This is a genomic window from Gordonia sp. 852002-50816_SCH5313054-c (assembly GCF_001665925.1).
Lineage (GTDB): Bacteria > Actinomycetota > Actinomycetes > Mycobacteriales > Mycobacteriaceae > Gordonia > Gordonia jacobaea.
In genome coordinates, this window is the sequence record NZ_LZTE01000051.1 from 98,665 (window position 1) to 118,326 (window position 19,662).

Consider the following 19,662-nt stretch of genomic DNA (forward strand, 5'->3'; position numbering starts at 1 on the left):
AATGCCCATGACCCCCGACTGCCCATGACCCCGACTGCCTATGACTCGGTGCTCTTGGGTGTCCAACCCAGCGCTGGTCCGAGATGCTGCGCCATGTCGGTGATGATCTGCTCGTAGTCTGCCGCGTCGAAGGTGAAGGGCAACGCGAACGCCACCTCGGTCGCTCGTTGAAAGCCCTTGTGCGAGAACAGCTTCTCAGCCAACTCAGCGGAACTTCCGACGTAGTCCGGCGAGAACATCATTCCGCGCGGACCCTGCGGGCTCAGCGTCCGCTCGAAGCGAGACTGTGCGTATGCCTCGTATTTGCGTACCTGGTCGGGTGTCGCGGAGTCCGTCGGGATCACTACGAGCCCTTGCGACACCCGCGCCGACGACGGATCGGGATGGTTCGCCCGATAGGCGTCGATGTGCTCGGCCTGAATCGTCGCGAAGTCCCGCGACGTCGTGCCCTCGATACTGACCACCGAGGAGGTCAGGTAGTTCAGTCCGTGCTGAGCGGCCCACTTCGCCGATTCGAGTCCGCCGCCGTACCAGACGCGGCCGGCCAGACCCGGTGACTGGGGCTGGACGCTTCGGGAGAAGGTCTCGATCCCGACGGTGCCCTCGAAGTCACTCACCGGTTCACCCCGCAGATGCGACAGCAGCCGCAGCACCCGGTTCTTGGAGAAGTTCTCACGGTCGTAGGTGTCCGGATAGAGCGCGGTCTTGAAATCGTCGTATCTCATCGGAGTACCCACGGACACACCGGGATTGATACGACCGCCGGAGAGAAGATCGACCGTGGCGAGGTCTTCGGCGAGGCGGAACGGATTCTCCAGTCCGAGCGGAATCACCGCCGTACCGAGTTCGATCCGCGTCGTCCGCATCGACGCGGCCGCCAGCATCGCGACCGGCGACGAGATGCCGTGCTGCAGGTGCCGGTCACGCAACCACACGCTGTCGAAGCCGAGTTCTTCTGCCGCCTCTATCGTGCGCAGCGTCTCGAGGTGACCAGCCCTCGGGTCGGCCTCGTCGAACCGACCTATCGTGAGGAACCCCATCTTCTGTAGTGATTCGCCTTCGCGCGGCATCACATCTCCCGTCGTGATTCTGCTCTCGTGTCAGTGATACCCCGTCTGGGATGATGCCTGTGGGCCCGCTGCGCGTCGCGGAGCGTCGTCGCAGGAAATGCACGTCGGTGCGATGACCTGACCACGTCCGACTTTGGCTCACCGGTATCGAAAAGTCGGCGCGTACAAGCGCGCTCGGTTACCGTGCCGGGAATGACCAGAACGGCGACGCCTCGCCTACACAACCGCGTTCGGGTCGCACCGACCGCACTCATCCTCGCGTGCTGCCTCGCCGTCGGCACCCTCACCGTCCTTCTCCCTGCACGTGCGGGAGCGGTCACGGGCGACGTCTACGCCCTGGCGAACACCTGCGTGCACATCGCCGATCGAGGTGGGAAGAACGTGGGCGGGCAGTCCGGGCCGTTCACCGCCAAGGCCGCAGGCCTCGGCAGCTATCTCTTCTCCGGTAGGGACGGACGTCTACTCACCGCGACTGCGGGCACGCCGACACTCACGCCCACCGTCAGCCCCCGCGCCCAGTGGAATGTGACAGGCAGCGGTCGCGACTTCACACTGACACCCGCCGTCGCAGGAAGTGGCGGACCTCGAGAAGTACAGCTCACGCCTGCGACGGGATGTCGACCGTTTCCCGAACCGGAGATCGACGTGACCGGTCCCGTCATGCGTGGCACCGACGCCCAGGGCAATCTCCGCGGCTTCGTCGACTCACACGCGCATCTGCTTTCCGAGCAGTTCCTCGGTGGAGAACTGCACTGCGGCAAGCCTTTTGATCCGCTGGGTGTGACGGTCGCGTTGCGCGACTGCCCCGACCACGAGCCCGACGGCATTCCCGCGGTGTCCGAGCAGGTGCTGTCGCGCCCCGGCCCGCACGCCACCGACGGCTGGCCGACGTTCTCGCAGTGGCCGAGGTGGGATTCACTGACGCACGAGCAGACCTACTACCGCTGGATCGAACGTTCCTGGCGGTCGGGACTGCGCATGATCCAGAACTACTACGTGCAGAACCGCGTGCTGTGCGAGAAGTACTGGCGCGGCGATCAGCCGTGCAACGAGATGGAATCGGTGCGCATCCAACACCGGCTGTTACACCAGCTCGTCGACTACGTCGACGCCCAAAATGGTGGCCCCGGAAAGGGATTCCTGCGCATCGTGTCCTCGGCGGCAGACGCCCGTCGAGTCATCGCGGACGGCAAGGTGGCCGTGACTCTCGGCATCGAGATCTCCGAGCCGTTCGGGTGCCGCGAGGTGTCCGGTCGTTCACTGTGCTCGCGCACCGATATCGATCGAGGACTCGACGAACTGAAGTCGATGGGCATTCGCCAGGTGATCCTCACGCACAAATTCGACAACGCGCTCGGCGGAACGCGATTCGACCAGGGCGTCACCGGAACCGCCGTCAACACCGGCGAGCAGTTGTCCAACGGGCATCCGTGGCAGGTCGAGAAGTGCCAGACCGCAGAGAAGGACAACCCGGTCCTCGGCTACCCGCGCGGGCAGCAGTGCAACGTTCGCGGGCTGACGTCGTTGGGCGCGTACGCGGTCAACGGACTCATCGACCGCAACATGGCCATCGACATCGACCACTTCAGCGCCAAATCGGCCGAAGCCGTCCTCGACATCATCTCCAGGCGTCACTATCCAGGAGTGATCTCGTCGCACACGTGGACCGATCCGCGCAACTATGGCCGCATTCTCTCCGCCGGCGGCATCGTCGGATTGTTCGCGACACCCGCCGAGGGCAAACCGGGCGAGAAGGGACGACACGGTGACCTGCCGCCCGACTACCTCTCCGCGTGGCGTGTGCTGCGCGAGCAGCGCAGTCCCGACTATTTCTTCGGCGTCGGGTTCGGCCCTGACATGGGTGGTCTCGGCGCCCAGGCACACCCGCGACCGTCAGCGAGTCGCAACCCGGTGAGGTATCCGTTCCGCGGAGCCGACGGTGTCACCGAGATCAGCAGGCAGGTCTCCGGGAAACGCGTCTTCGACGTGAACGTCGACGGCACAGCACATTACGGACTTCTGCCGGACTGGATCGAGAGCCTTCGCGTCCAGGCGGGGCCGGTCGACGGCCCGCGCGTCGTCGACGACCTGTTCGCCGCCGCGGAGGCGTACACCCGAATGTGGGAACGGGTCGAGGCATACCGTGGCTGACCGGCCCGCGGCACCTGCAGACGTGCTCGGACGTCGAACGCTGCTGTCGTATGCCGCGGGCAGTGTCGGTACGGGTGGTTTCGGCACGCTCCCCGGATTGGTACTGGCGTACTACCTCACCGACACGCTTGCGGTTGCGGCGACGGTTGCCTCGATAGTCGTGGTCGCACCGAAGATCATCGACGTCGTGGTCAACCCGATCATCGGTGCCCGCTCGGATGCACGCGCAGCCCGCACCGGGAGCCGACGCTCCTTCATGGTCTTCGGAGCGCTGGCACTCGTCCCGTTGTTCGTACTCACGTTCCTCGTCCCACCGAGCGCGTCCCCTGCGCTGGCCGCCACCTGGGTGTTCGTGTTCTTCACGTTGACGGCTATCGCCTACGGCTTCTTCCAGGTGCCCTACGTCGCGCTACCCGCAGAGATCACGCACGACTATCACCAACGAACCCGCCTCATCACCACACGAATCGCGGTCCTCGCGCTCGCTATTCTGCTGGTCGGCGCGGGCGGTCCGGCGATTCGCGACGCCGCGGGCGGCGGCCACGTGGGGTACGCGGTCATGGCTGTCGTGGCAGCACTGGTCCTCTGCACCGGAATGCTCATCGCGACATTCGGCGCAGCACCCCGATCCGCTGAGGCGTCACGAGTCGCCGAACCTCCCAGAACCCGCCTGCGCGACGGTGTCGCAGCGCTGACACAGGTACGCAACTTCCGACTCCTCGTCGCACTCTTCGTGATTCAGGCACTCGCGAGCGCCGTCATGCTCGGTGGCGCGCAATACGTAGCGACGTATCTCCTCGGCAATAAGTCCGCGCTGACGTACATGTTCGTCGCGCTGGTCGGACCCGCGCTGATCGTGATGCCGCTCTGGTATCGACTCGGACACCGATTCGGGAAGGTGGCCGGGCTGGTCCTGGCGTCAGTGCTGTTCATCGCCGCAACGGCGTCGTTGCTGGTGGCGACGTGGGCCCCCGGCTGGTGGATGCTGGCGTCCGTGGCGGTCGCAGGCGTCGGATATGCGGGCATGCAGGCATTCCCGCTCGCGATGCTCCCCGACATCATCGAATCGGATCGCCGCACCACCGGCCACGACCGGGGCGGTGCCATGTCCGGGGTGTGGACCGCCTGTGAGACGGTGGGCCTCGCTCTCGGACCGGGCGTGTTCCTGCTGATTCTCGCGCTCGGCGGGTTCGTGTCGTCGAGCGGCGATACCGCAGTCGGACAACCGGATTCGGCGCTCACCGCTATCGCACTCGCCTTCTCGCTGGTGCCGGCGCTACTCGCCGCATTCAGTCTGCTCTTCCTCCGCGGCTACCGCGACGACGCCGGCGTCGACGCTCTGACAGCTCACCCCAGCACGACGGGGCACCCCACTCAGTGACCCGAAAGGACCCATGTCGATGACCTCCAGCGCCGACGCAGCCGACCCGGTGGATCCACGAGCTCAGGAACCGCCGAACCTGAAGGATCGAGCCGACGCGGCTCTGCACGAACTGGCTGACTATCGATCGACGGATGCGCCGACGCACGGCGGACATGTGCTCTCGTACGTCTACGATTCCGGACTCGAGGTGCTCGACGAAGTCGCGGCATCGGCAGCACGAATGGTGCAGTCGGTCAACGGACTCGACCCGACTGTCTTCGGCTCCGTGGCGGCAATGGAACGCGACCTGATCGAGTTCGGCCGCACTACTTTCCACGGTCCGGACGCCGTGGGGTCGGTCACCTCGGGGGGCACCGAGAGCTGCCTGCTCGCTGTGAAGGCTGCACGCGATCGCGCAGGCGCCGCACCCGGGCAGTCGTCGATGGTCCTGCCGACGACCGCACACGCGGCGTTCCTCAAGGCCGCCGCGTTGTTCGGTGTCGAGGCGATCCGGGTGCCCGTGCCGACGGCATCGACTGCGGTGCGCGCCAACGACATCGCCGATGCCATTCGGGACGACACGATCCTCGTCGTGGCCTCGGCACCCAACTACCCGACGGGAGTGCTCGATCCGATCGCGGAGATCGCCGAGATCGCCCGATCGCGCGATCTCGCTTTCCACGTCGACGCCTGCCTCGGCGGATTCGCACTGGCGTGGTGGGATGGTCTGCCTCCCTGGGATTTTCGAGTAGACGGCGTCACCAGCCTCTCTGCCGACCTGCACAAGTACGGCTACGCGCCAAAGGGCTCGTCGCTCCTGCTGCACCGCGACCGCGACCGACACCGCGCCCAGTTCTTCTCCATCACCGACTGGCCCGGCTACCCGATCGTCAATCCGACGCTGCTCGGCTCCCGCTCCGCTGCGGGACTCGCCTCGGCATGGGCGGTCAGCCGAACCCTGGGTGCCGACGGGTACGCCGCACTCACGGGACGAATCCGCCATGCCTTCGATGCCGTCGTCACATCCATCGACGGAATCGACGGGCTACGCGTCGTCGGCGCGCCGTCGGGACCGGTTCTCGCCGTACGCACCGACCCCGAGGCGGCCGAACCCGTCGACACCCACCTCTGGGGTTCCGCGGTGTCGGCCCGCGGATTCGCACTGCAGGCTCAGCCCGCGTTCACGCAGCCGGATGGCACGGTCCTGCCTGCCACCACACACCTGACGATCACACCGGTCACCGATTCCGTCGTCGACGAACTCGTCGAGGTTCTCGCGCTCGCGGCCGAGGAGGTGCGTGGCGAGCCCGCCCGGCTGGCGCCCGAGGCACTACGTGAACTGGCGGGAGCATTCGACAGCGGAGCCGTCACGCTCGCCCAGGCGCTCGCATTGCCGAGTGCGGCAGCGGAAGAGGTTCTGATTGCTGCCGGGATCGACCCGCATCGGCATGGTGGCGCGTCAGACCTGGACATGCCCGCGATCATCGCGGCCGTCGAATCATTGCCACGCCCCGTCACCGCCCGCCTGCTCGCCGAGTTCCTCGCCGCGTATTGCAGCCCGTAGATTGAGTCGGCTCGACAGTGACATTGAGTCGGCTCGCCGAGAGTGACAACGTGGACAGCGTGACCATCTCCTCGCTACACGACGACAACCACCGCTCCTTCGCCAGCGACAACTACGCGGGAATCCATCCCGACGTGCTCGCAGCGCTCGCAGCCGCCAACGGCGGACACCAGTCCCCGTATGGCGCAGACGAGTACACGCGCAGTCTCCGCGGCGTCGTCCGTGGTCAGTTCGGCGATCGTGCCGAGGTCTACCCGCTCTTCAACGGCACGGGCGCGAACGTCGTCGCACTGTCGGCGCTTCTCCCGCGGTGGGGTGCTGTCATCGCGCCTTCCAGCGCACACATCAACACCTCCGAAGGTGCTGCGCCCGAGCGTCTTTCGGGCATCAAGGTGATCGGCATGAGCACCGGCGACGGCAAGCTCACACCGTCGCAGATCGAAGCAGGAGCTGACGCGCTCGGCGATGAGCAGCTCGCACAGCCCTTGGCGGTCAGCATCACACAGGTCACCGAACTCGGAACCCTGTACACCGCAGCAGAAATCGCCGAACTCAGTGAGACAGCGCACCGATTCGGAATGGCAGTCCACGTCGACGGGTCGCGGCTCTGGAACGCCGCCGCCGCTCTGCGGCAACCGTTTCGGGAGTTCCTCACCGACGCCGGTGTCGACATCGTGAGCCTCGGCGGGACGAAGAACGGAACCATGGCCGCCGAGGCGGTCGTGGTGCTCGACCCCGACCGCGCCCCCGGCGTCGGATTCCTCCGGAAATCGACCACCCAACTGTCGAGCAAGATGCGGTTCACCTCAGCACAGCTACTCGCGCTGTTCGACGACGACCTCGGTCTCCGAAACGCCGCGCACGCCAACGCGTTGGCAGCCCGGCTGCGCGCCGAGTTGGAGAAGGGCATCGACGACGGCTCACTGCCCGGGCTCACGTTGACTCAGAAGACGGAGTCCAACACCGTCTTCGCCCGATTGCCGGTCGACATCGCCGACCGCATCCGCGAACGCGTCCACTTCTACGACTGGGACCGAAGCGTCGGCGAGGTGCGCTGGATGACCGCCTGGGACACGACCACCGACGACGTCGACCGCTTCGTCGACGCGATCCGCTGGGGGTTTGCGACGACGTGACCCGTCCTCGCCGCGCAGCTGTCACATGTGCGTGCTGTGAACCGTCAACAAGGTGTGAGTCAACAACAAGACACCGGGACTGGAACACAATGGACTGGGACAAGCCAACCAAAGACGAGGTAGCGACATGGTTCTGAACGCGAATGATCGCGCCCACGAATTCGAGGCGGAGCGCCCGCGCCTGCTCCGCGTGGCCGGCCGCATTCTGGGCGACGACGCCGAAGCCCAGGATGTGGTGCAGCAGGCCTGGCTGCGAATGACCTCGACCGAGACAGACATCAAAAATCTGCCGGCTTGGCTGACCACCGTCACCAGCAGGCTGTGTCTCGACCGACTGCGGGCGCGAATCCCCGAGGCCGCAGAACCAGCGATCGACGAGCACTCCGAAGATCCCGATCCCGCTGACGTGATCGCGCTGTCGGATTCAGTGGGGATCGCGCTCACCGTGGTTCTCGACCGCCTGTCACCGGCCGAACGCGTCGCGTTCGTCATGCATGACACCTTCGGTTTCGAATTCGCGACCATCGCGTCAGCACTCGACATTCCGCCCACCGCCGCACGCAAACTCGCCTCGAGAGCAAGGGCGAAAGTACGCCAACCCGCGGCCGACGACGCCCTCGCCGACTGGGAGGTCGTCGACGCGTTCATGACAGCGGCCCGCGAAGGCGACTTCGAGCGTCTTCTCGAACTCCTGGCCCCCGACGCCCAGGTCAGAGCCGACGAGGTTGCCATAGCCACCGGCACCCCCGCGCAGATCGACGGCCGACGCAGTATCGCCGACTTCTTCAACGGAAGCGCCAAGGCCGCGTTGTCGGTCTTCGTCGACGACCGCCCGGCGTCGGCGTGGTTCCATCGCGGCACGGCGATGGTTCTGTTCGACTTCGACGTGGTCGACGGCATGGTCGCCCGGATCACGTTCCGCGCCGACCAGGACGTTCTCGGCCGCGTTGTCCGACGCGAGAAGAACGAGCACCGCGCCTGACCTCGATCGGTCACATTCGAGGCCGCCGACTCGTCATCCCTATGCAGCACCAAGAAATCTATGACCAGGAACCGGCCGTACCACCAAGCACGGCCCTTTATTGAGGAGATCCGATGAAAACCATGACCTGCACGCAACTCGGAGGTCCCTGCGGACTGGCGCACCACGGCGCGACCGCGGACGACATCATCAAAGCGCAGGACCAGCATCTCAAGGACGCCGAAAAGGCCGGCGACGCAACACATCAGGACGCGCGCGACGCGATGAAGGGTCGCTGGCGTCACCCGCGCCAGTCGATGGGTTGGTACAACGGCATCAAGCAGACGTTCGCAGGGCTGCCCGAGGACTGATCAGGTGAGCGTGTGGAAAGCGCGGTCGCGGTAGACCATCGGCGGTTGCGTCGACGAACCGAGCCGCGTCTCGAGCACTTCTGCCACGACGAGGGTCGACGACCCCACTGCGATCGTTTCGACGATGACACACCGGAGCGCGGCGTGGGCATCGCGCAGGATCGGCTCGCCCGACTCGAAACTCGTCCAGCCCTGATTCGTCGTGAATCTGGGTGCCCCTGGACGCGCAAAAGCGTCGGCAACGTCGACGTGTCGGGCGTCGAGCAGACTGATCCCGATCGTGTCGGCGCCGAGTACCGCACCGGCACTCCCCCGCGAACTGGTCACGGAAAACGACACGGCGAACGGGTCCACGGACACCGACGCCAGACTCGAGACCGTCAGGCCCGCGAGGCCGTCGGAAGTCTCGGCGGCAACAATGGCAACCCCCGCGGGGTGAAGACGAAACGCGGTGGTGAAAGCGGTGCGAGCATCCACCACGTCAGACAGCGACTGCATACCGTCGACGATAAAACCTCAAGGGCACTTCAGGTCCATGACATGCGATGCAGATCACCCCGCGGGAACTGCCCTGTCGTCACTCGAGGACGAACACCGGGATCTGACGGTCGGTCTTGGTCTGATACTCGGCGTAGGGCGGGTACGCGGCCACCGCGAGCTCCCACCAGTGCTCACGCTCGTCGCCCTCGACCTCGCGGGCGGTGAGCTCGTACACCTTGTCGCCGTCCTGGGCTGTGATCTGCGGATTCGCCTTGACGTTGAAGTACCACGCCGGATGTTCGGGAGCGCCGCCCTTCGACGCCACCATGGCGTACTTGCCGTTCTCCTCGACGCGCATCAATGGTGTGTAGCGCTTCTTCCCCGACTTGGCACCCGTCGTGGTGAACAGCACGACGGGACGATCGGCAACCAGCACACCGTCGGTCGTCCCCTGCTCGAGGATCTTCTTGGTCTGATCACGTACCCAGTCGCTCGGGCTCAATTCCGGTAGTTCGCTCATGGATCGCACAACGCCCTCCGCACCGCGCTGATTCCGCATCGACGCAACGTTTCGATCACGAGTGGTAGGCATGAGAGGGGACCCGACGCGGAAGGACCAGCGACATGGCCATTGCCACCACCAACCCGGCGACCGGAGAGATCGTCCGGGAGTTCGATTCCCTGACAGAAGACCAAGTCGACGAGGCGCTCGACCGAGCGGTCAGTGGATTCGCGAGCTATCGCACCACCTCGTTCGAGCAGCGCGCGACCTGGCTGCGCGCCACCGCCGACCTACTCGAAGCCGAAGCCGACGGCGTCGCAGCCATGATGACCGAGGAGATGGGCAAGACCCTCGCCTCGGCCAAGGCAGAAACACTGAAGTGCGCGAAGGGCTTTCGCTACTACGCCGACCACGGCGCCGCCATGCTCGCCGACGAGCAGGCCGACGCCAAAGCTGTTGGCGCCAGTCGTGCATATATGCGGTACCAACCACTCGGCGTCGTACTGGCGATCATGCCGTGGAACTTCCCCCTCTGGCAGGCGGTGCGTTTCGCTGCGCCCGCGCTGATGGCAGGCAACGTCGGCATCCTCAAGCACGCCTCCAATGTTCCGCAATCGGCCCTGTATCTCGAAGACGTCCTGCATCGGGCCGGTTTTCCGGAGGGCTGCTTCCAGACGCTCCTGATCGGTTCGGGAATGATCGAGTCGATCCTGCGCGATCCGCGGGTCGCCGCGGCGACTTTGACCGGAAGCGAACCCGCGGGTCGGTCGGTGGCCGCGATCGCGGGTGACGAGGTCAAGCACACCGTGCTCGAACTCGGAGGGAGCGATCCCTTCATCGTCATGCCCAGCGCCGACATCGCGGCGGCCGCGAAGACCGCCGTTACGGCACGAGTGCAGAACAACGGCCAGTCCTGTATCGCCGCAAAGCGATTCATCATCCACGCCGACGTATACGACCAGTTCGTCGACGCTTTCACCGAGGGATTCCGCGGCCTCGTCATCGGAGATCCCACCGACGAAGCCACCGACGTCGGACCGCTCGCCACCGAACAGGGGCGCACCGATCTCGAAGAACTCGTCGACGACGCGGTGGGCAAAGGCGCGAAGGTACTCATCGGAGGCAGCCGAGTCGAGCGGCCCGGATGGTTCTACGAACCGACGATCCTCGCCGACATCACCGACGAGATGGAGATCTACTCCGCCGAAGCATTCGGTCCGGTGGCAGCGCTGTACCGCGTCGAGAACATCGACGAGGCGATTGCGATCGCCAACGACACCACCTTCGGCCTCGGCGGAAACGCATGGACCACCGACGAGGCCGAACAGGATCAGTTCATCGACCGGATCGAATCGGGCCAGGTGTTCATCAACGGCATGACCACCTCGTATCCCGAACTGGGATTCGGCGGGATCAAGCGATCAGGCAACGGCCGCGAACTGACGTCCCACGGCATGCACGAGTTCTGCAACATCAAGACGGTGTGGATCGCCTGATCGGCCGGCTTGATCGTCGGGCGTTCAGGTGACGGTCACACGCCCGCACCGGTCGCGCCCGCCTCGGCCTGTGCGGCTGTGAAGCCGTCGTACTCGAGCTGTTCGACAAGCCCGGAGTGGCTGAATGCACTGATCTCGAGATACGACTTACCCTTTCGTACCGCTTGTGCGGTCCAGTCGGCCCCGCAGTTGTCGGCCGCGTAAGTTGCGTCGGAATTCGAGAATCCCTCGTACTCGAGTTGCTCGATCAATTCGGTGTAGCTGAAGCCTGAGATCTCGAGATATGAGTGGGCCTTCGAGAGAGCGTTGCGCTGCCCCGACGACGACCCAGTGGACCCGGTCTCGTCGGCCGGCGCGTCGACAGTTGCTGGCTCGGTGGCTGTCGGTTCGGTGACATCGGCATCTGTGACGGCAGTCGCCGTATCGTCCGTGGTCATCTCGGTCTCTGTGGCCTCGGGCGCCGCGGTCGCGGTAACCGTCGTGGTCGTCGGTGTCACCGTCGCGATCTCGGTGACGGTGGCGGTGCTTGCCGAAGCAACCTTGCCTTCCTTGCACCCTCCGACACCGAGAACGATGACGACGGCAGCAAGGGGCACTGCGATACAAGCGGTAGATCTGGTCGAGCGTGTCATGACTGGTCCTTCGTCAAGATGAAACTTTCGCCGCGGCTGCAACGTGCGACACGATGCAGCAGGAGCCGCATGTGCGAATCATCATGACGTCGACCACCGACAAGCGAGACTGTGCTCGGCTCAGACGTAGGCCGATCGGCAGACGGCGTCGCTCTCGTGAAAGGCGACTTCAGGCCGCGATCTGCGGAGTCGTAGGCTTGATGTGTGGTTGATTTTGCATATGTCATCGCCGGTTCGGAAGCGACTGGCGGCGCCGGGATTCAAGTCGATCTGAAGACCTTCCAGGAGTTGGGTGTCTACGGAGTCGGCACCATCACCTGCATCGTCTCGTTCGATCCGAAGAACGGGTGGGCGCACCGGTTCGTACCCGTCGAACCGGACGTCATCGCCGACCAGATCGAAGCGGCAACCGCCACCCATGATCTCGACGTCGTGAAGGTGGGCATGCTCGGCACGCCCGCGACCATCGACGTCGTCGCCGACGCGCTCGCCGCCCGAGACTGGCGTCACGTCGTCGTCGATCCCGTCCTCATCTGCAAGGGCCAAGAGCCGGGCGCTGCACTCGACACCGATACCGCGTTGCGCGAGAAGATCATTCCGCTCGCGACGGTGGTCACCCCGAATCTCTTCGAGGCGCAGATCCTGTCCGGCATGGACGAGATCACCAGCGTCGAGGATCTCGCTGAGGCCGCGCGTCGAATCGCCGATCTCGGTCCGAAGTACGTCATCGCGAAGGGCGGCGTCGAACTTCCCGGCGACGACGCCGTCGACGTGCTGTTCGACGGCACGGACGTGACCGTGCTGGCCGCGCCGAAAGTCGGGTCAGAGCGAGTCTCCGGGGCCGGATGCACGCTCGCCGCCGCCATCACGGCCGAGTTGGCGAAGGGCGCCGAGATCGGTGAGGCTGTCGCATTCGCCAAGGAATTCACCACGGCAGGCATCAACGGCCGCGTGTCGGGGCACACCCCGTTCGACACGGTGTGGCAGGGCGCTTTCGTGGACGCGCTCGAGGGCTGACCCGCACGCCGTCAACGTGAGCCCAGAGCGATCGAACCCGGCGTCAAGGGTTGCGCCCAGCGAACGCGAATGGCCATGGTTGGGACGTCGTCGACGTTGCAGAAGGAGTCACATCCGCGACGACTCAGGGAGCACCGAATGACCGGAGCACTGTCCACCTCGACGACACCAGCCGACGGCGACTTCGCCGACGAATGGCAGCAGTGGCACACCATTCGCGAGCGTGACCTCGCCGCTCCCCTTGGATGGCTGTCGATCAACCGCCTCGAATGGCTCGACACGGAACCGTCGCGTTTCGAGGGGCTGCCGGGAACCTGGTGGTTCGACGGCCCGACCGCCCACCTTCGACCAGGCGACGGCGAGTCCTTCGACACCCGCGATTTCGACCTCGAACCGACCGGCCCGGGTGAGGTCGTGGACATCGACGACGTGCACATCGAGGTCGCACGCCGCGGCGACGGCTACCTGATCCGCGTGCACGACGAGAACGCGCCCACGGTGCGCAATTTTCGTGGCGTTCCGGCATATGACGCCGATCCCGCGTGGGTCGTCGAAGCGCGGTTCGAGCCGTACGAACAGCCTCGGCCGGTGACCGTCGGCGCCGTCGCGGAGGGCTTGGCCCACGTGTACGTCTCCCCCGGTGACCTGGTCTTTGACCACGACGGGCAGCAGCGTCGACTCATTGCCTTCAACGGCAAGCAGGGCGGGCTGAGCGTGCTGTTCACAGATGCCACCTCGGGAATCACGACGTATGCGGCGAATCGAAGCCTGGCCGTCGACGCCGCCGACGAAGTTTTGCGCAACGGCGGACGTGTGGTGCTCGACTTCAATCGCGCGACCAATCTGCCGTGCGCGTTCATCGACTTCGCCACGTGCCCGCTGCCGCCCGCGGGCAATCAGCTCGATGTCGAGGTCACCGCTGGCGAGAAGACGCCGTACGAGCGCTCAGCTCAGTAGAGCCACGGTCGGTACGCGTCGTCGCCGAACTCCTCGTCCGGAATGTCGTCGAGGCCCGCCATCACCTGCTTGGCGAGCTTCGCGGTGCTCGGCACCCTGGTGGGGTCCCACGTCTCGGGCTTCCAGAGTTCGGACCGCATGAATGCCTTGGAGCAGTGGAAGAACACCTCCTCGACGTCGACCTCGACGGCGAGGATGGGTCGCTTGCCGCGGACCGCGAGCTGGTCGAAGTACGGACCATCGTCGACGATGCGTGCCGATCCGTTGACCCGCAACGTGTCGCCACGCCCCGGGATCACCGCGATCGCGCCGACGTGCGGATTGGTGAGGATGTTCTCGTAACCGTCCACGCGTCGATTACCCGGGCGCTCGGGGATCGCGATGGTGTGTTCGTCGATGACGTGAACCACCTTGCCCGCGGGATCGCCCTTGGGTGATACATCCACGCGGCCCGACGCGTCCGATGTGGCCAGGAAGATCATCGGTGTCGCGGCGAGCCATTCGACGTGCGCCGACAGCAACTGCGGCATGGCTTTGTTCGCGATGATCTCTGCCGGATGCCCGACGATCTCCCGCAACTGTGCCTGCGTGGTGACCTGCATACCCTCCATGATGCCCAGCCAGCACGATATGAGGTCAACCGGCTGCGGCGGTCGGCAGTTCGAGATCCAGTTGAAAGCCGGCGGCCGTGCGTTGCGCCCGAATGGTGCCACCGTGCGCTTCGACGATGCCTCGCACAATCGCGAGGCCCAGACCGGCCCCGGTCGTCGCGGAGTCATCGCGGTCAGACGTGCGCGCGGTGTCCGCGCGCCAGCCGACGTCGAAGATCGAACCGAGGTCTTCCGACGACACTCCCTCGCCCTGATCGACGACGCTGAGCACCAGCGTCGCCTCGTCTCCGACTGCACGGACGGTGATCGCGCTGTCATCCGGCGCATGCCGTACGGCGTTGCTCAGCAGGTTGCCGATCGCGCGCGTGATCTCGCGGGGATCCGCCCAGACGACGTGACCGTCAATTCCATCGTCGACGATGCGTATACCTCGACCGGTCGCGATGGCCCGAACGTCCGCGACGGCGTCGCTGACAAGATCGCGTAGGACGACGGGCTCGCAGCACAGCTCCAATGAACCGGTCTGAAGCTTGGACAGCTGGAACAGGTCGTCGACCATTTTGTTGATTGTGTCGACCTTCGTGCGAATCGTTGCGATGTAGAGTCCCGGCTCGGCTGCCGTGCCATCCTCGAGTGCCTCCGCCATCGCCCTCATCCCGGCGAGAGGTGTTCGCAGATCATGCGAGATCCAGGCGAAGAACTGCCGTCGCGCGGCATCCAGTTCGGCAATCTGTGCGCGGGCATCCGCCAGGCGGCGCGATGTCTCGGCCAATTCCGCTGACACCTCGTCGAATTCGCGCCAGCCGGTGAGCGACGCGGCAACCACATCACCGTCGCCGACCCGGCGAGCATCGGCGACAAGCGCCTCCACCGGTGATCGAATGGCGCGCCCCGTCACCGCCCAGCCGGCGATCATGCTCATCAACGCCGAGATTCCAATGACATAACCGAGCACGACGACGTCGTGCCCGGACAGGTACATCTCCGCGGCAACCGCCAAGGTGGAGAACACGATCGATAACAACGATCCAGCGAGAACGACAGCGCATCGCACGGCAATACCGCTGTGCGGCGTCAGCCTGAGGACCAGCACCGTAAGGACGGTCACCACCGCGGTCGCCGCGAACGTGGTGCCCGCGATCAGCAGGACTTCGTACGGGCCCAACATCATTCGCCCCGTGCGGTGAATCGGTATCCGGCGCCCCACTCGGTGTGCAGAAAGCGCGGAAAGCGCGGCTCGGGTTCGATCTTCTCGCGCAACCGTCGCACGTGAACTGTCACCGTCGATGCGTCGCCAAAGGCCCACTGCCACACTTCGCGCAGGATCTCCTCCCGGCTGACAACCCGATCCGGGTTGCGCACCAGATAGAGCAGGAGTTCGTACTCGCGGGCCGTCAACGCGATCTCCTTACCGTCGACCCACACTCTGCGATGAGCGGGATCGACGCGGAACGGCCCCGCCGTAAATGTCAACGGCGCACTGGTGTTGGCGCTACGGCGCAACAACGAGTTCACTCGAAGCTGCAACTCCCGCAACGCGAACGGCTTCCCGAGATAATCGTCGGCGCCTCGCTCGAGTCCGGCTATTCGATGGTCGGGTCCATCGAGCGCCGTCAACATGATGATCGGTACCTCAGACACTGCGCGCACTCGACGACACAATTCGTCGCCGTCGATCAGTGGGATCATGCGATCCAGAATCAGCAGATCGGGCATCTCCGCGCTGAGCGCAATCCATGCGTTCTCTCCATCGGCGTGCATCGCGACGTCGCACCCCGCAGCACGAAGGTGATCGGCGACGACGGTTCGCACCGCCGGGTCGTCTTCGACGACCATCACTCGTGCCCCTTGCTGCATCAGTCGAGCGTAACCGCGAAATGGCGTGTCCCCCAGCTCGAATTATTACGGTGCTGAAATCATTACCGCGCTGAAATGTGGGCTTACGACGCTGAAATGATCGCCGATCGCACCCTCTGCGATTGCTGTAATTCCTGTCGTGCCGAGTCGGTACATCCACCACGTCAGGAGAAACACATGAGGATCAAGACCTTCGTCGCCAGCGCCTTCGCAGCCTTCGTCGTCGTCGGCGCCATCGCTGGATGCAGCGATCAGAGCACATCTGCGACGACGACCTCGGCGGCCCCGATGTCCGCATCGGCCGAGATGTCGATGGCCCCCATGAGCTCGACGGCGGTAGCACACGGAGCGTTCGCGGGACTCAACGACAAAAAGGTGTCGGGCACAGCGACTCTCACGGCGGGAAAGGTGGAATTGTCAGGCTTCTCGTCCGACGAGGGTCCCGATCTCCATCTCTACCTGGCCAAGGGCACCTCGGAATCAGACGTCAGCAACGGAGTCGCACTCGGTAAAGTCGCCTACGACAAGGCTTCTCAGTCCTTCGAGGTGCCCACCGGCGTCGACGCTGCCGCCTACTCGGACGTAGTTGTGCACTGCGACAAGGCAAAAGCCGTATTCGGTGCCGCAGAGCTGATGAAGTGACGACAACGGATTCACGCGTCGCGCGCAGTGCGAGGGTGGCAACAGTTGTCGCCGCCACCCTCGCACGCGTGGCACTCGGCGCGCTCTGGCTGCACGAAGGGATCGTCAAGTATCACGCCGGTTTCGGGCGGGCCGACATTCTTCTCGTCGTGCAGAGTGCAGCAAGCAACGAGCGAGTACCCGGCTTCTACCGCGCGTTCACCCGCGACGTCGTCGGACATGTCCCGACCGCCTTCGGCGTTGGCGTCCCGCTGCTCGAAGTGTCACTGGGGATTGCGCTGATCCTCGGAATCGCCACATTGCCTGTGGCGCTGCTGTCAGCATTTCAGCTCTGCAACTACTGGTCGGCGGATCAGCTCATCACCCAATACCCGATCATGCTCGCGCTCTCGGTGGCCGTCGCGGCGTTCGCGTCGACGGCGTCACGAGTAAACCTGCGCACCTCGCTCGCGGCCGTCCACCAGTTGAAAAAGTCGCCGCTAGCGATAGGTCACCACGAGCGGCGCGTGGTCTGACAATCGCTGCGCCGGCGATGGTTCTTTGTCCACTGTCACCGACACCGCGCGGCGAGCCAGACCTGGCGTGGCGAGCTGATGGTCGACGCGCCAGCCGACGTCCTTGGCGAACGACTCCCCCGCCCAGCTCCACCAGGTCAGCGGTCCGGGTCGATCACCATGGACACGCCGGACCACGTCGACGAGTCGACGCGAACCCAAAACCGAATCGAACCAGGCGCGGTCCTCGGGCAGGAAGCCGTCCATCGACCGGGCAGCGCGCCAGTTGGTCACGTCGTGTTCGGTATGGGCGATGTTGAGATCCCCGACGAGCAGAAACTCCCGACCGTCACGTTGGGCCGACAGGCGATTTCGGTTCAGCTCACGAGCGAATGCACTCAGGAATCGTTGCTTTCGGTCGTACTTCGCCCCACCGTCGGGGGCGTCGCGCATGGCTCCTGTTCGTTGACGATGCGCGGGCAGGCCGCCTTTCGGTAGGTAGAGGCATCCGACGGTGACCGGTCGGTCGGCGAGGTCGACTTCGATGTACCTTCCGTGCGTGGCGAATTCGTTGAGGCCGCGTGCTTTCGGCGGATCGGTCAGCCAGGTCCGCACTGCGGTCGGTGGTGTCTTGGTCAGAATTGCCACACCGTTGCGTCCGGCGATCGATCCGACGTCGAGCGCGACCGAGTAGCCGGGAAAAATGCCGACTTCCGTTGCCGGGGAGCGCAGTTCCTGAAGCGCCACGACGTCGGGGTTTCGTTCTGCCAACCACGCGTCGAATCCTCGACGTCGCGCTGCTCGAATCCCGTTGACGTTGAACGACACAACCGTGAATGGGTCGGGCCGGTCGTCGGACGTGCGCCCAGCGTCGTTCATCGCGTGTGGGTGCCGACGTTGATCACGCGACCGTCGGATGCCCGGTAGAAGAATCGTGTGACGCCCCACGGTTCGTCGGTCAGCGGGTGCACGATCTCCACTCCCGCGGCATGCGCCTCGGCGAGCGCTTCTCGGACGTCGTCGACGAAGATCGAGACGTCGGGGTTGACCGGCGCGGACGCGTCGGAGGTCATGACGCTGAGCTGATGCCCGTCGTCATCTCCCAGAGTGACGATCCACCCGTGATCCATGAGGACGTGCAAGCCGAGGATCGCAGAATGCTCAGCAACGGCCTGGTGGAGATCCGAGACGGTGAGGTTGGGAACCACTCGATCAACATGCATACTCCCACTCTCTCACCGACCGCCCGGCCCGACGGGCAGGGCTGCCGTCAGCGGCGGTCGTAGGTGAGCACCCGTACGCCGCCGGGCAGATGCGTCTCGTTGGCCGGGGTGAACAGGGTCGGCGCGAATGGCCCGTTGAACAGGGGCACGCCACTGCCGATGATCGACGGATTCACTTTGAGCACCAGCCTGTCGATCTCGGGAAGTAGGGCATGTGCCAGCGTTCCGCCGCCGACCAGCCAAATGTCGAGTCCCTCTTCGCGTTTGAGTTCGCGCACTGTCTCGGCGGGTTCGTCGCGCACGATCTCCACGGCACCAGAGTTGTTCTCGGGAAGCGTCGTGGAGAACACAAGGTGGCGAAGATGCGGATACGCGTCGTCGATACCCGCGGCAAGGCCGAGTTCGTACGATCCACGACCCTCGACGACCGTGTCGAAAACTGTTCCCGCACCGTCGATTCCGAGTGCCTTGCGCGCTGGTGCCGGTAGCGTCTCGGGATAGTTCTCGACGATGAACTGCACAACGTCGTCGGTGATCGGGAAGAAGTCGGCCCCGGATGGGTCACCACCGTCTGGTCCTGCGATGAATCCGTCGAGCGTCGTTGCCACGTAGTAGACGAGTCTGCGCATCGGTCGATTCTCCCATAACGGACATGAGTCGACGGGGCCCGCGCACGCGCGCGCGTCGCGGCGAGCGTGCGGTTCGCTCACACGTTGACGTCGAAACCCAAGTCCACATCGCAGGCGGCCTGCCCGCCTCGAATACCCCAGTTTGCGGTCTCGATATCGCGAACGATGACCGTGATGTGGTCGGCCGGGATGCCGAGCACGCCCAGTCGTCGTGAAACCTCTCGGTAGAGAGCACGTTTGGCGTCGACGCTCCGGCCGGCAAAGCAGTCGACGACGACGAGCGTGTACGCCTCCGGAGACGACAGGGTCGGCGGTACCGCGAAGCGATGAGGCTCGTGCACAACAAGTCTCACGTGTTTGTCTTCGACGGGGATCGCGAACGCTGCGACCAAGGAGTCGTGGACCGCGTCCAGAATCGCCGCCTCGGTCTCGGGGGCGTACGTCCGACGAACTTCGACCTGGGTGCTCGGCATCAAGAAACAATACCGTCTGCACACCACGGCCGG

22 protein-coding genes are annotated in these 19,662 nt (G+C 65.0%); 11 read left to right on the forward strand and 11 right to left on the reverse strand.

Going from position 1 to position 19,662, the window contains the following annotated elements:
- Positions 1 to 38: 38 nt before the first annotated feature.
- Entirely contained in the window at positions 39 to 1,070 is a 1,032-nt protein-coding gene (locus A5788_RS12090; protein ID WP_064867707.1) for an LLM class flavin-dependent oxidoreductase, read from the reverse strand.
- Between the two features lie 192 nt (positions 1,071 to 1,262).
- On the opposite strand from A5788_RS12090, the gene A5788_RS12095 reads away from it, so the two are divergent.
- The 6 genes from A5788_RS12095 (at position 1,263) to A5788_RS12120 (ending at position 8,616) form a co-directional block, all read left to right on the forward strand.
- Positions 1,263 to 3,221, forward strand: a complete 1,959-nt coding sequence (locus A5788_RS12095; protein WP_064867868.1) for a hypothetical protein — start codon at positions 1,263 to 1,265, stop codon at positions 3,219 to 3,221.
- Positions 3,214 to 4,602, forward strand: coding sequence for an MFS transporter (locus A5788_RS12100; protein WP_064867709.1), 1,389 nt, complete (start codon positions 3,214 to 3,216; stop codon positions 4,600 to 4,602). The genes A5788_RS12095 and A5788_RS12100 overlap by 8 nt, the downstream gene beginning before the upstream one ends.
- A gap of 19 nt (positions 4,603 to 4,621) precedes the next feature.
- A complete protein-coding gene (locus A5788_RS12105; protein WP_064867870.1) occupies positions 4,622 to 6,148 on the forward strand; it encodes a pyridoxal phosphate-dependent decarboxylase family protein in 1,527 nt (508 codons plus the stop codon).
- Positions 6,149 to 6,207: 59 nt separating this feature from the next.
- On the forward strand, positions 6,208 to 7,284 hold the full coding sequence (locus A5788_RS12110; protein WP_064867871.1) for a threonine aldolase family protein: 1,077 nt from the start codon (positions 6,208 to 6,210) through the stop codon (positions 7,282 to 7,284).
- Between the two features lie 127 nt (positions 7,285 to 7,411).
- Positions 7,412 to 8,266 (forward strand): sigma-70 family RNA polymerase sigma factor, encoded by an 855-nt coding sequence (locus tag A5788_RS12115; protein WP_064867711.1) that lies wholly within the window; start codon positions 7,412 to 7,414, stop codon positions 8,264 to 8,266.
- A 113-nt stretch (positions 8,267 to 8,379) separates the two neighbouring features.
- Positions 8,380 to 8,616: a hypothetical protein gene (locus A5788_RS12120; RefSeq protein ID WP_064867713.1), complete on the forward strand. Its 237-nt coding sequence runs from the start codon at positions 8,380 to 8,382 to the stop codon at positions 8,614 to 8,616.
- Here the strand turns inward: A5788_RS12120 and A5788_RS12125 are convergent, their stop codons facing one another.
- Together A5788_RS12125 and A5788_RS12130 are read right to left on the reverse strand one after the other, a co-directional pair.
- Entirely contained in the window at positions 8,617 to 9,114 is a 498-nt protein-coding gene (locus tag A5788_RS12125; protein WP_064867715.1) for a flavin reductase family protein, read from the reverse strand.
- Positions 9,115 to 9,193: 79 nt separating this feature from the next.
- The gene (locus A5788_RS12130; RefSeq protein WP_064867873.1) at positions 9,194 to 9,616 is read right to left on the reverse strand and encodes a nitroreductase family deazaflavin-dependent oxidoreductase; all 423 of its coding nucleotides are present in this window, start codon (positions 9,614 to 9,616) and stop codon (positions 9,194 to 9,196) included.
- Positions 9,617 to 9,720: 104 nt separating this feature from the next.
- Between A5788_RS12130 and A5788_RS12135 the strand changes: the two genes are divergently transcribed.
- Positions 9,721 to 11,094, forward strand: coding sequence for an NADP-dependent succinic semialdehyde dehydrogenase (locus A5788_RS12135; protein WP_064867717.1), 1,374 nt, complete (start codon positions 9,721 to 9,723; stop codon positions 11,092 to 11,094).
- Between the two features lie 35 nt (positions 11,095 to 11,129).
- Here the strand turns inward: A5788_RS12135 and A5788_RS12140 are convergent, their stop codons facing one another.
- Complete coding sequence (locus A5788_RS12140; protein WP_064867719.1) at positions 11,130 to 11,726, reverse strand: Ltp family lipoprotein; 597 nt, start codon at positions 11,724 to 11,726, stop codon at positions 11,130 to 11,132.
- 204 nt (positions 11,727 to 11,930) lie between these two features.
- Here A5788_RS12140 and thiD point away from each other — a divergent pair, with 204 nt between their 5' ends.
- The gene (thiD, locus tag A5788_RS12145) at positions 11,931 to 12,743 is read left to right on the forward strand and encodes a bifunctional hydroxymethylpyrimidine kinase/phosphomethylpyrimidine kinase (protein ID WP_064867721.1); all 813 of its coding nucleotides are present in this window, start codon (positions 11,931 to 11,933) and stop codon (positions 12,741 to 12,743) included.
- A gap of 138 nt (positions 12,744 to 12,881) precedes the next feature.
- Entirely contained in the window at positions 12,882 to 13,700 is an 819-nt protein-coding gene (locus A5788_RS12150; protein WP_064867877.1) for a DUF1684 domain-containing protein, read from the forward strand.
- On the opposite strand, the gene A5788_RS12155 is transcribed toward A5788_RS12150, so the two are convergent.
- The 3 genes from A5788_RS12155 to A5788_RS12165 are packed head-to-tail and all read right to left on the reverse strand — an operon-like array spanning position 13,694 to position 16,168.
- Positions 13,694 to 14,302 carry an MSMEG_1061 family FMN-dependent PPOX-type flavoprotein gene (locus tag A5788_RS12155; RefSeq protein WP_064867875.1) on the reverse strand — a complete coding sequence of 203 codons (609 nt, stop codon included), beginning with the start codon at positions 14,300 to 14,302 and terminating at the stop codon, positions 13,694 to 13,696. The two genes, A5788_RS12150 and A5788_RS12155, sit on opposite strands and share 7 nt — an antisense overlap.
- A gap of 34 nt (positions 14,303 to 14,336) precedes the next feature.
- The gene (locus A5788_RS12160; RefSeq protein ID WP_064867879.1) at positions 14,337 to 15,479 is read right to left on the reverse strand and encodes a sensor histidine kinase; all 1,143 of its coding nucleotides are present in this window, start codon (positions 15,477 to 15,479) and stop codon (positions 14,337 to 14,339) included.
- Positions 15,479 to 16,168, reverse strand: a complete 690-nt coding sequence (locus A5788_RS12165; RefSeq protein ID WP_064867723.1) for a response regulator transcription factor — start codon at positions 16,166 to 16,168, stop codon at positions 15,479 to 15,481. The genes A5788_RS12160 and A5788_RS12165 overlap by 1 nt, the downstream gene beginning before the upstream one ends.
- Positions 16,169 to 16,345: 177 nt before the next feature.
- Here A5788_RS12165 and A5788_RS12170 point away from each other — a divergent pair, with 177 nt between their 5' ends.
- Both A5788_RS12170 and A5788_RS12175 read left to right on the forward strand, forming a co-directional pair.
- Entirely contained in the window at positions 16,346 to 16,810 is a 465-nt protein-coding gene (locus tag A5788_RS12170; protein WP_064867725.1) for a DM13 domain-containing protein, read from the forward strand.
- A 35-nt stretch (positions 16,811 to 16,845) separates the two neighbouring features.
- Positions 16,846 to 17,325, forward strand: coding sequence for a DoxX family membrane protein (locus tag A5788_RS12175; protein ID WP_082937995.1), 480 nt, complete (start codon positions 16,846 to 16,848; stop codon positions 17,323 to 17,325).
- Here the strand turns inward: A5788_RS12175 and A5788_RS12180 are convergent.
- The 4 genes from A5788_RS12180 to A5788_RS12195 form a co-directional block, all read right to left on the reverse strand.
- Positions 17,290 to 18,183, reverse strand: a complete 894-nt coding sequence (locus A5788_RS12180) for an exodeoxyribonuclease III (protein WP_064867729.1) — start codon at positions 18,181 to 18,183, stop codon at positions 17,290 to 17,292. The genes A5788_RS12175 and A5788_RS12180 overlap by 36 nt on opposite strands.
- A complete protein-coding gene (locus tag A5788_RS12185; protein ID WP_064867731.1) occupies positions 18,180 to 18,527 on the reverse strand; it encodes a VOC family protein in 348 nt (115 codons plus the stop codon). The genes A5788_RS12180 and A5788_RS12185 overlap by 4 nt, the downstream gene beginning before the upstream one ends.
- A 47-nt stretch (positions 18,528 to 18,574) precedes the next feature.
- On the reverse strand, positions 18,575 to 19,156 hold the full coding sequence (locus tag A5788_RS12190) for a dihydrofolate reductase family protein (protein ID WP_064867733.1): 582 nt from the start codon (positions 19,154 to 19,156) through the stop codon (positions 18,575 to 18,577).
- A gap of 77 nt (positions 19,157 to 19,233) precedes the next feature.
- Positions 19,234 to 19,629 (reverse strand): tautomerase family protein, encoded by a 396-nt coding sequence (locus A5788_RS12195; protein ID WP_064867735.1) that lies wholly within the window; start codon positions 19,627 to 19,629, stop codon positions 19,234 to 19,236.
- Between the last annotated feature and the right edge of the window lie 33 nt (positions 19,630 to 19,662).

Coding starts and splice junctions, on each gene's coding strand:
- A5788_RS12090 (WP_064867707.1), bottom strand. CDS start 1,070: ATGCCGCGCGAAGGCGAATCACTACAGAAGATGGGGTTCCTCACGATA.
- A5788_RS12095 (WP_064867868.1), top strand. CDS start 1,263: ATGACCAGAACGGCGACGCCTCGCCTACACAACCGCGTTCGGGTCGCA.
- A5788_RS12105 (WP_064867870.1), top strand. CDS start 4,622: ATGACCTCCAGCGCCGACGCAGCCGACCCGGTGGATCCACGAGCTCAG.
- A5788_RS12115 (WP_064867711.1), top strand. CDS start 7,412: ATGGTTCTGAACGCGAATGATCGCGCCCACGAATTCGAGGCGGAGCGC.
- A5788_RS12120 (WP_064867713.1), top strand. CDS start 8,380: ATGAAAACCATGACCTGCACGCAACTCGGAGGTCCCTGCGGACTGGCG.
- A5788_RS12125 (WP_064867715.1), bottom strand. CDS start 9,114: ATGCAGTCGCTGTCTGACGTGGTGGATGCTCGCACCGCTTTCACCACC.
- A5788_RS12130 (WP_064867873.1), bottom strand. CDS start 9,616: ATGAGCGAACTACCGGAATTGAGCCCGAGCGACTGGGTACGTGATCAG.
- A5788_RS12135 (WP_064867717.1), top strand. CDS start 9,721: ATGGCCATTGCCACCACCAACCCGGCGACCGGAGAGATCGTCCGGGAG.
- A5788_RS12140 (WP_064867719.1), bottom strand. CDS start 11,726: ATGACACGCTCGACCAGATCTACCGCTTGTATCGCAGTGCCCCTTGCT.
- A5788_RS12150 (WP_064867877.1), top strand. CDS start 12,882: ATGACCGGAGCACTGTCCACCTCGACGACACCAGCCGACGGCGACTTC.
- A5788_RS12155 (WP_064867875.1), bottom strand. CDS start 14,302: ATGCAGGTCACCACGCAGGCACAGTTGCGGGAGATCGTCGGGCATCCG.
- A5788_RS12160 (WP_064867879.1), bottom strand. CDS start 15,479: ATGTTGGGCCCGTACGAAGTCCTGCTGATCGCGGGCACCACGTTCGCG.
- A5788_RS12165 (WP_064867723.1), bottom strand. CDS start 16,168: ATGCAGCAAGGGGCACGAGTGATGGTCGTCGAAGACGACCCGGCGGTG.
- A5788_RS12170 (WP_064867725.1), top strand. CDS start 16,346: ATGAGGATCAAGACCTTCGTCGCCAGCGCCTTCGCAGCCTTCGTCGTC.
- A5788_RS12180 (WP_064867729.1), bottom strand. CDS start 18,183: ATGAACGACGCTGGGCGCACGTCCGACGACCGGCCCGACCCATTCACG.
- A5788_RS12185 (WP_064867731.1), bottom strand. CDS start 18,527: ATGCATGTTGATCGAGTGGTTCCCAACCTCACCGTCTCGGATCTCCAC.
- A5788_RS12190 (WP_064867733.1), bottom strand. CDS start 19,156: ATGCGCAGACTCGTCTACTACGTGGCAACGACGCTCGACGGATTCATC.
- A5788_RS12195 (WP_064867735.1), bottom strand. CDS start 19,629: ATGCCGAGCACCCAGGTCGAAGTTCGTCGGACGTACGCCCCCGAGACC.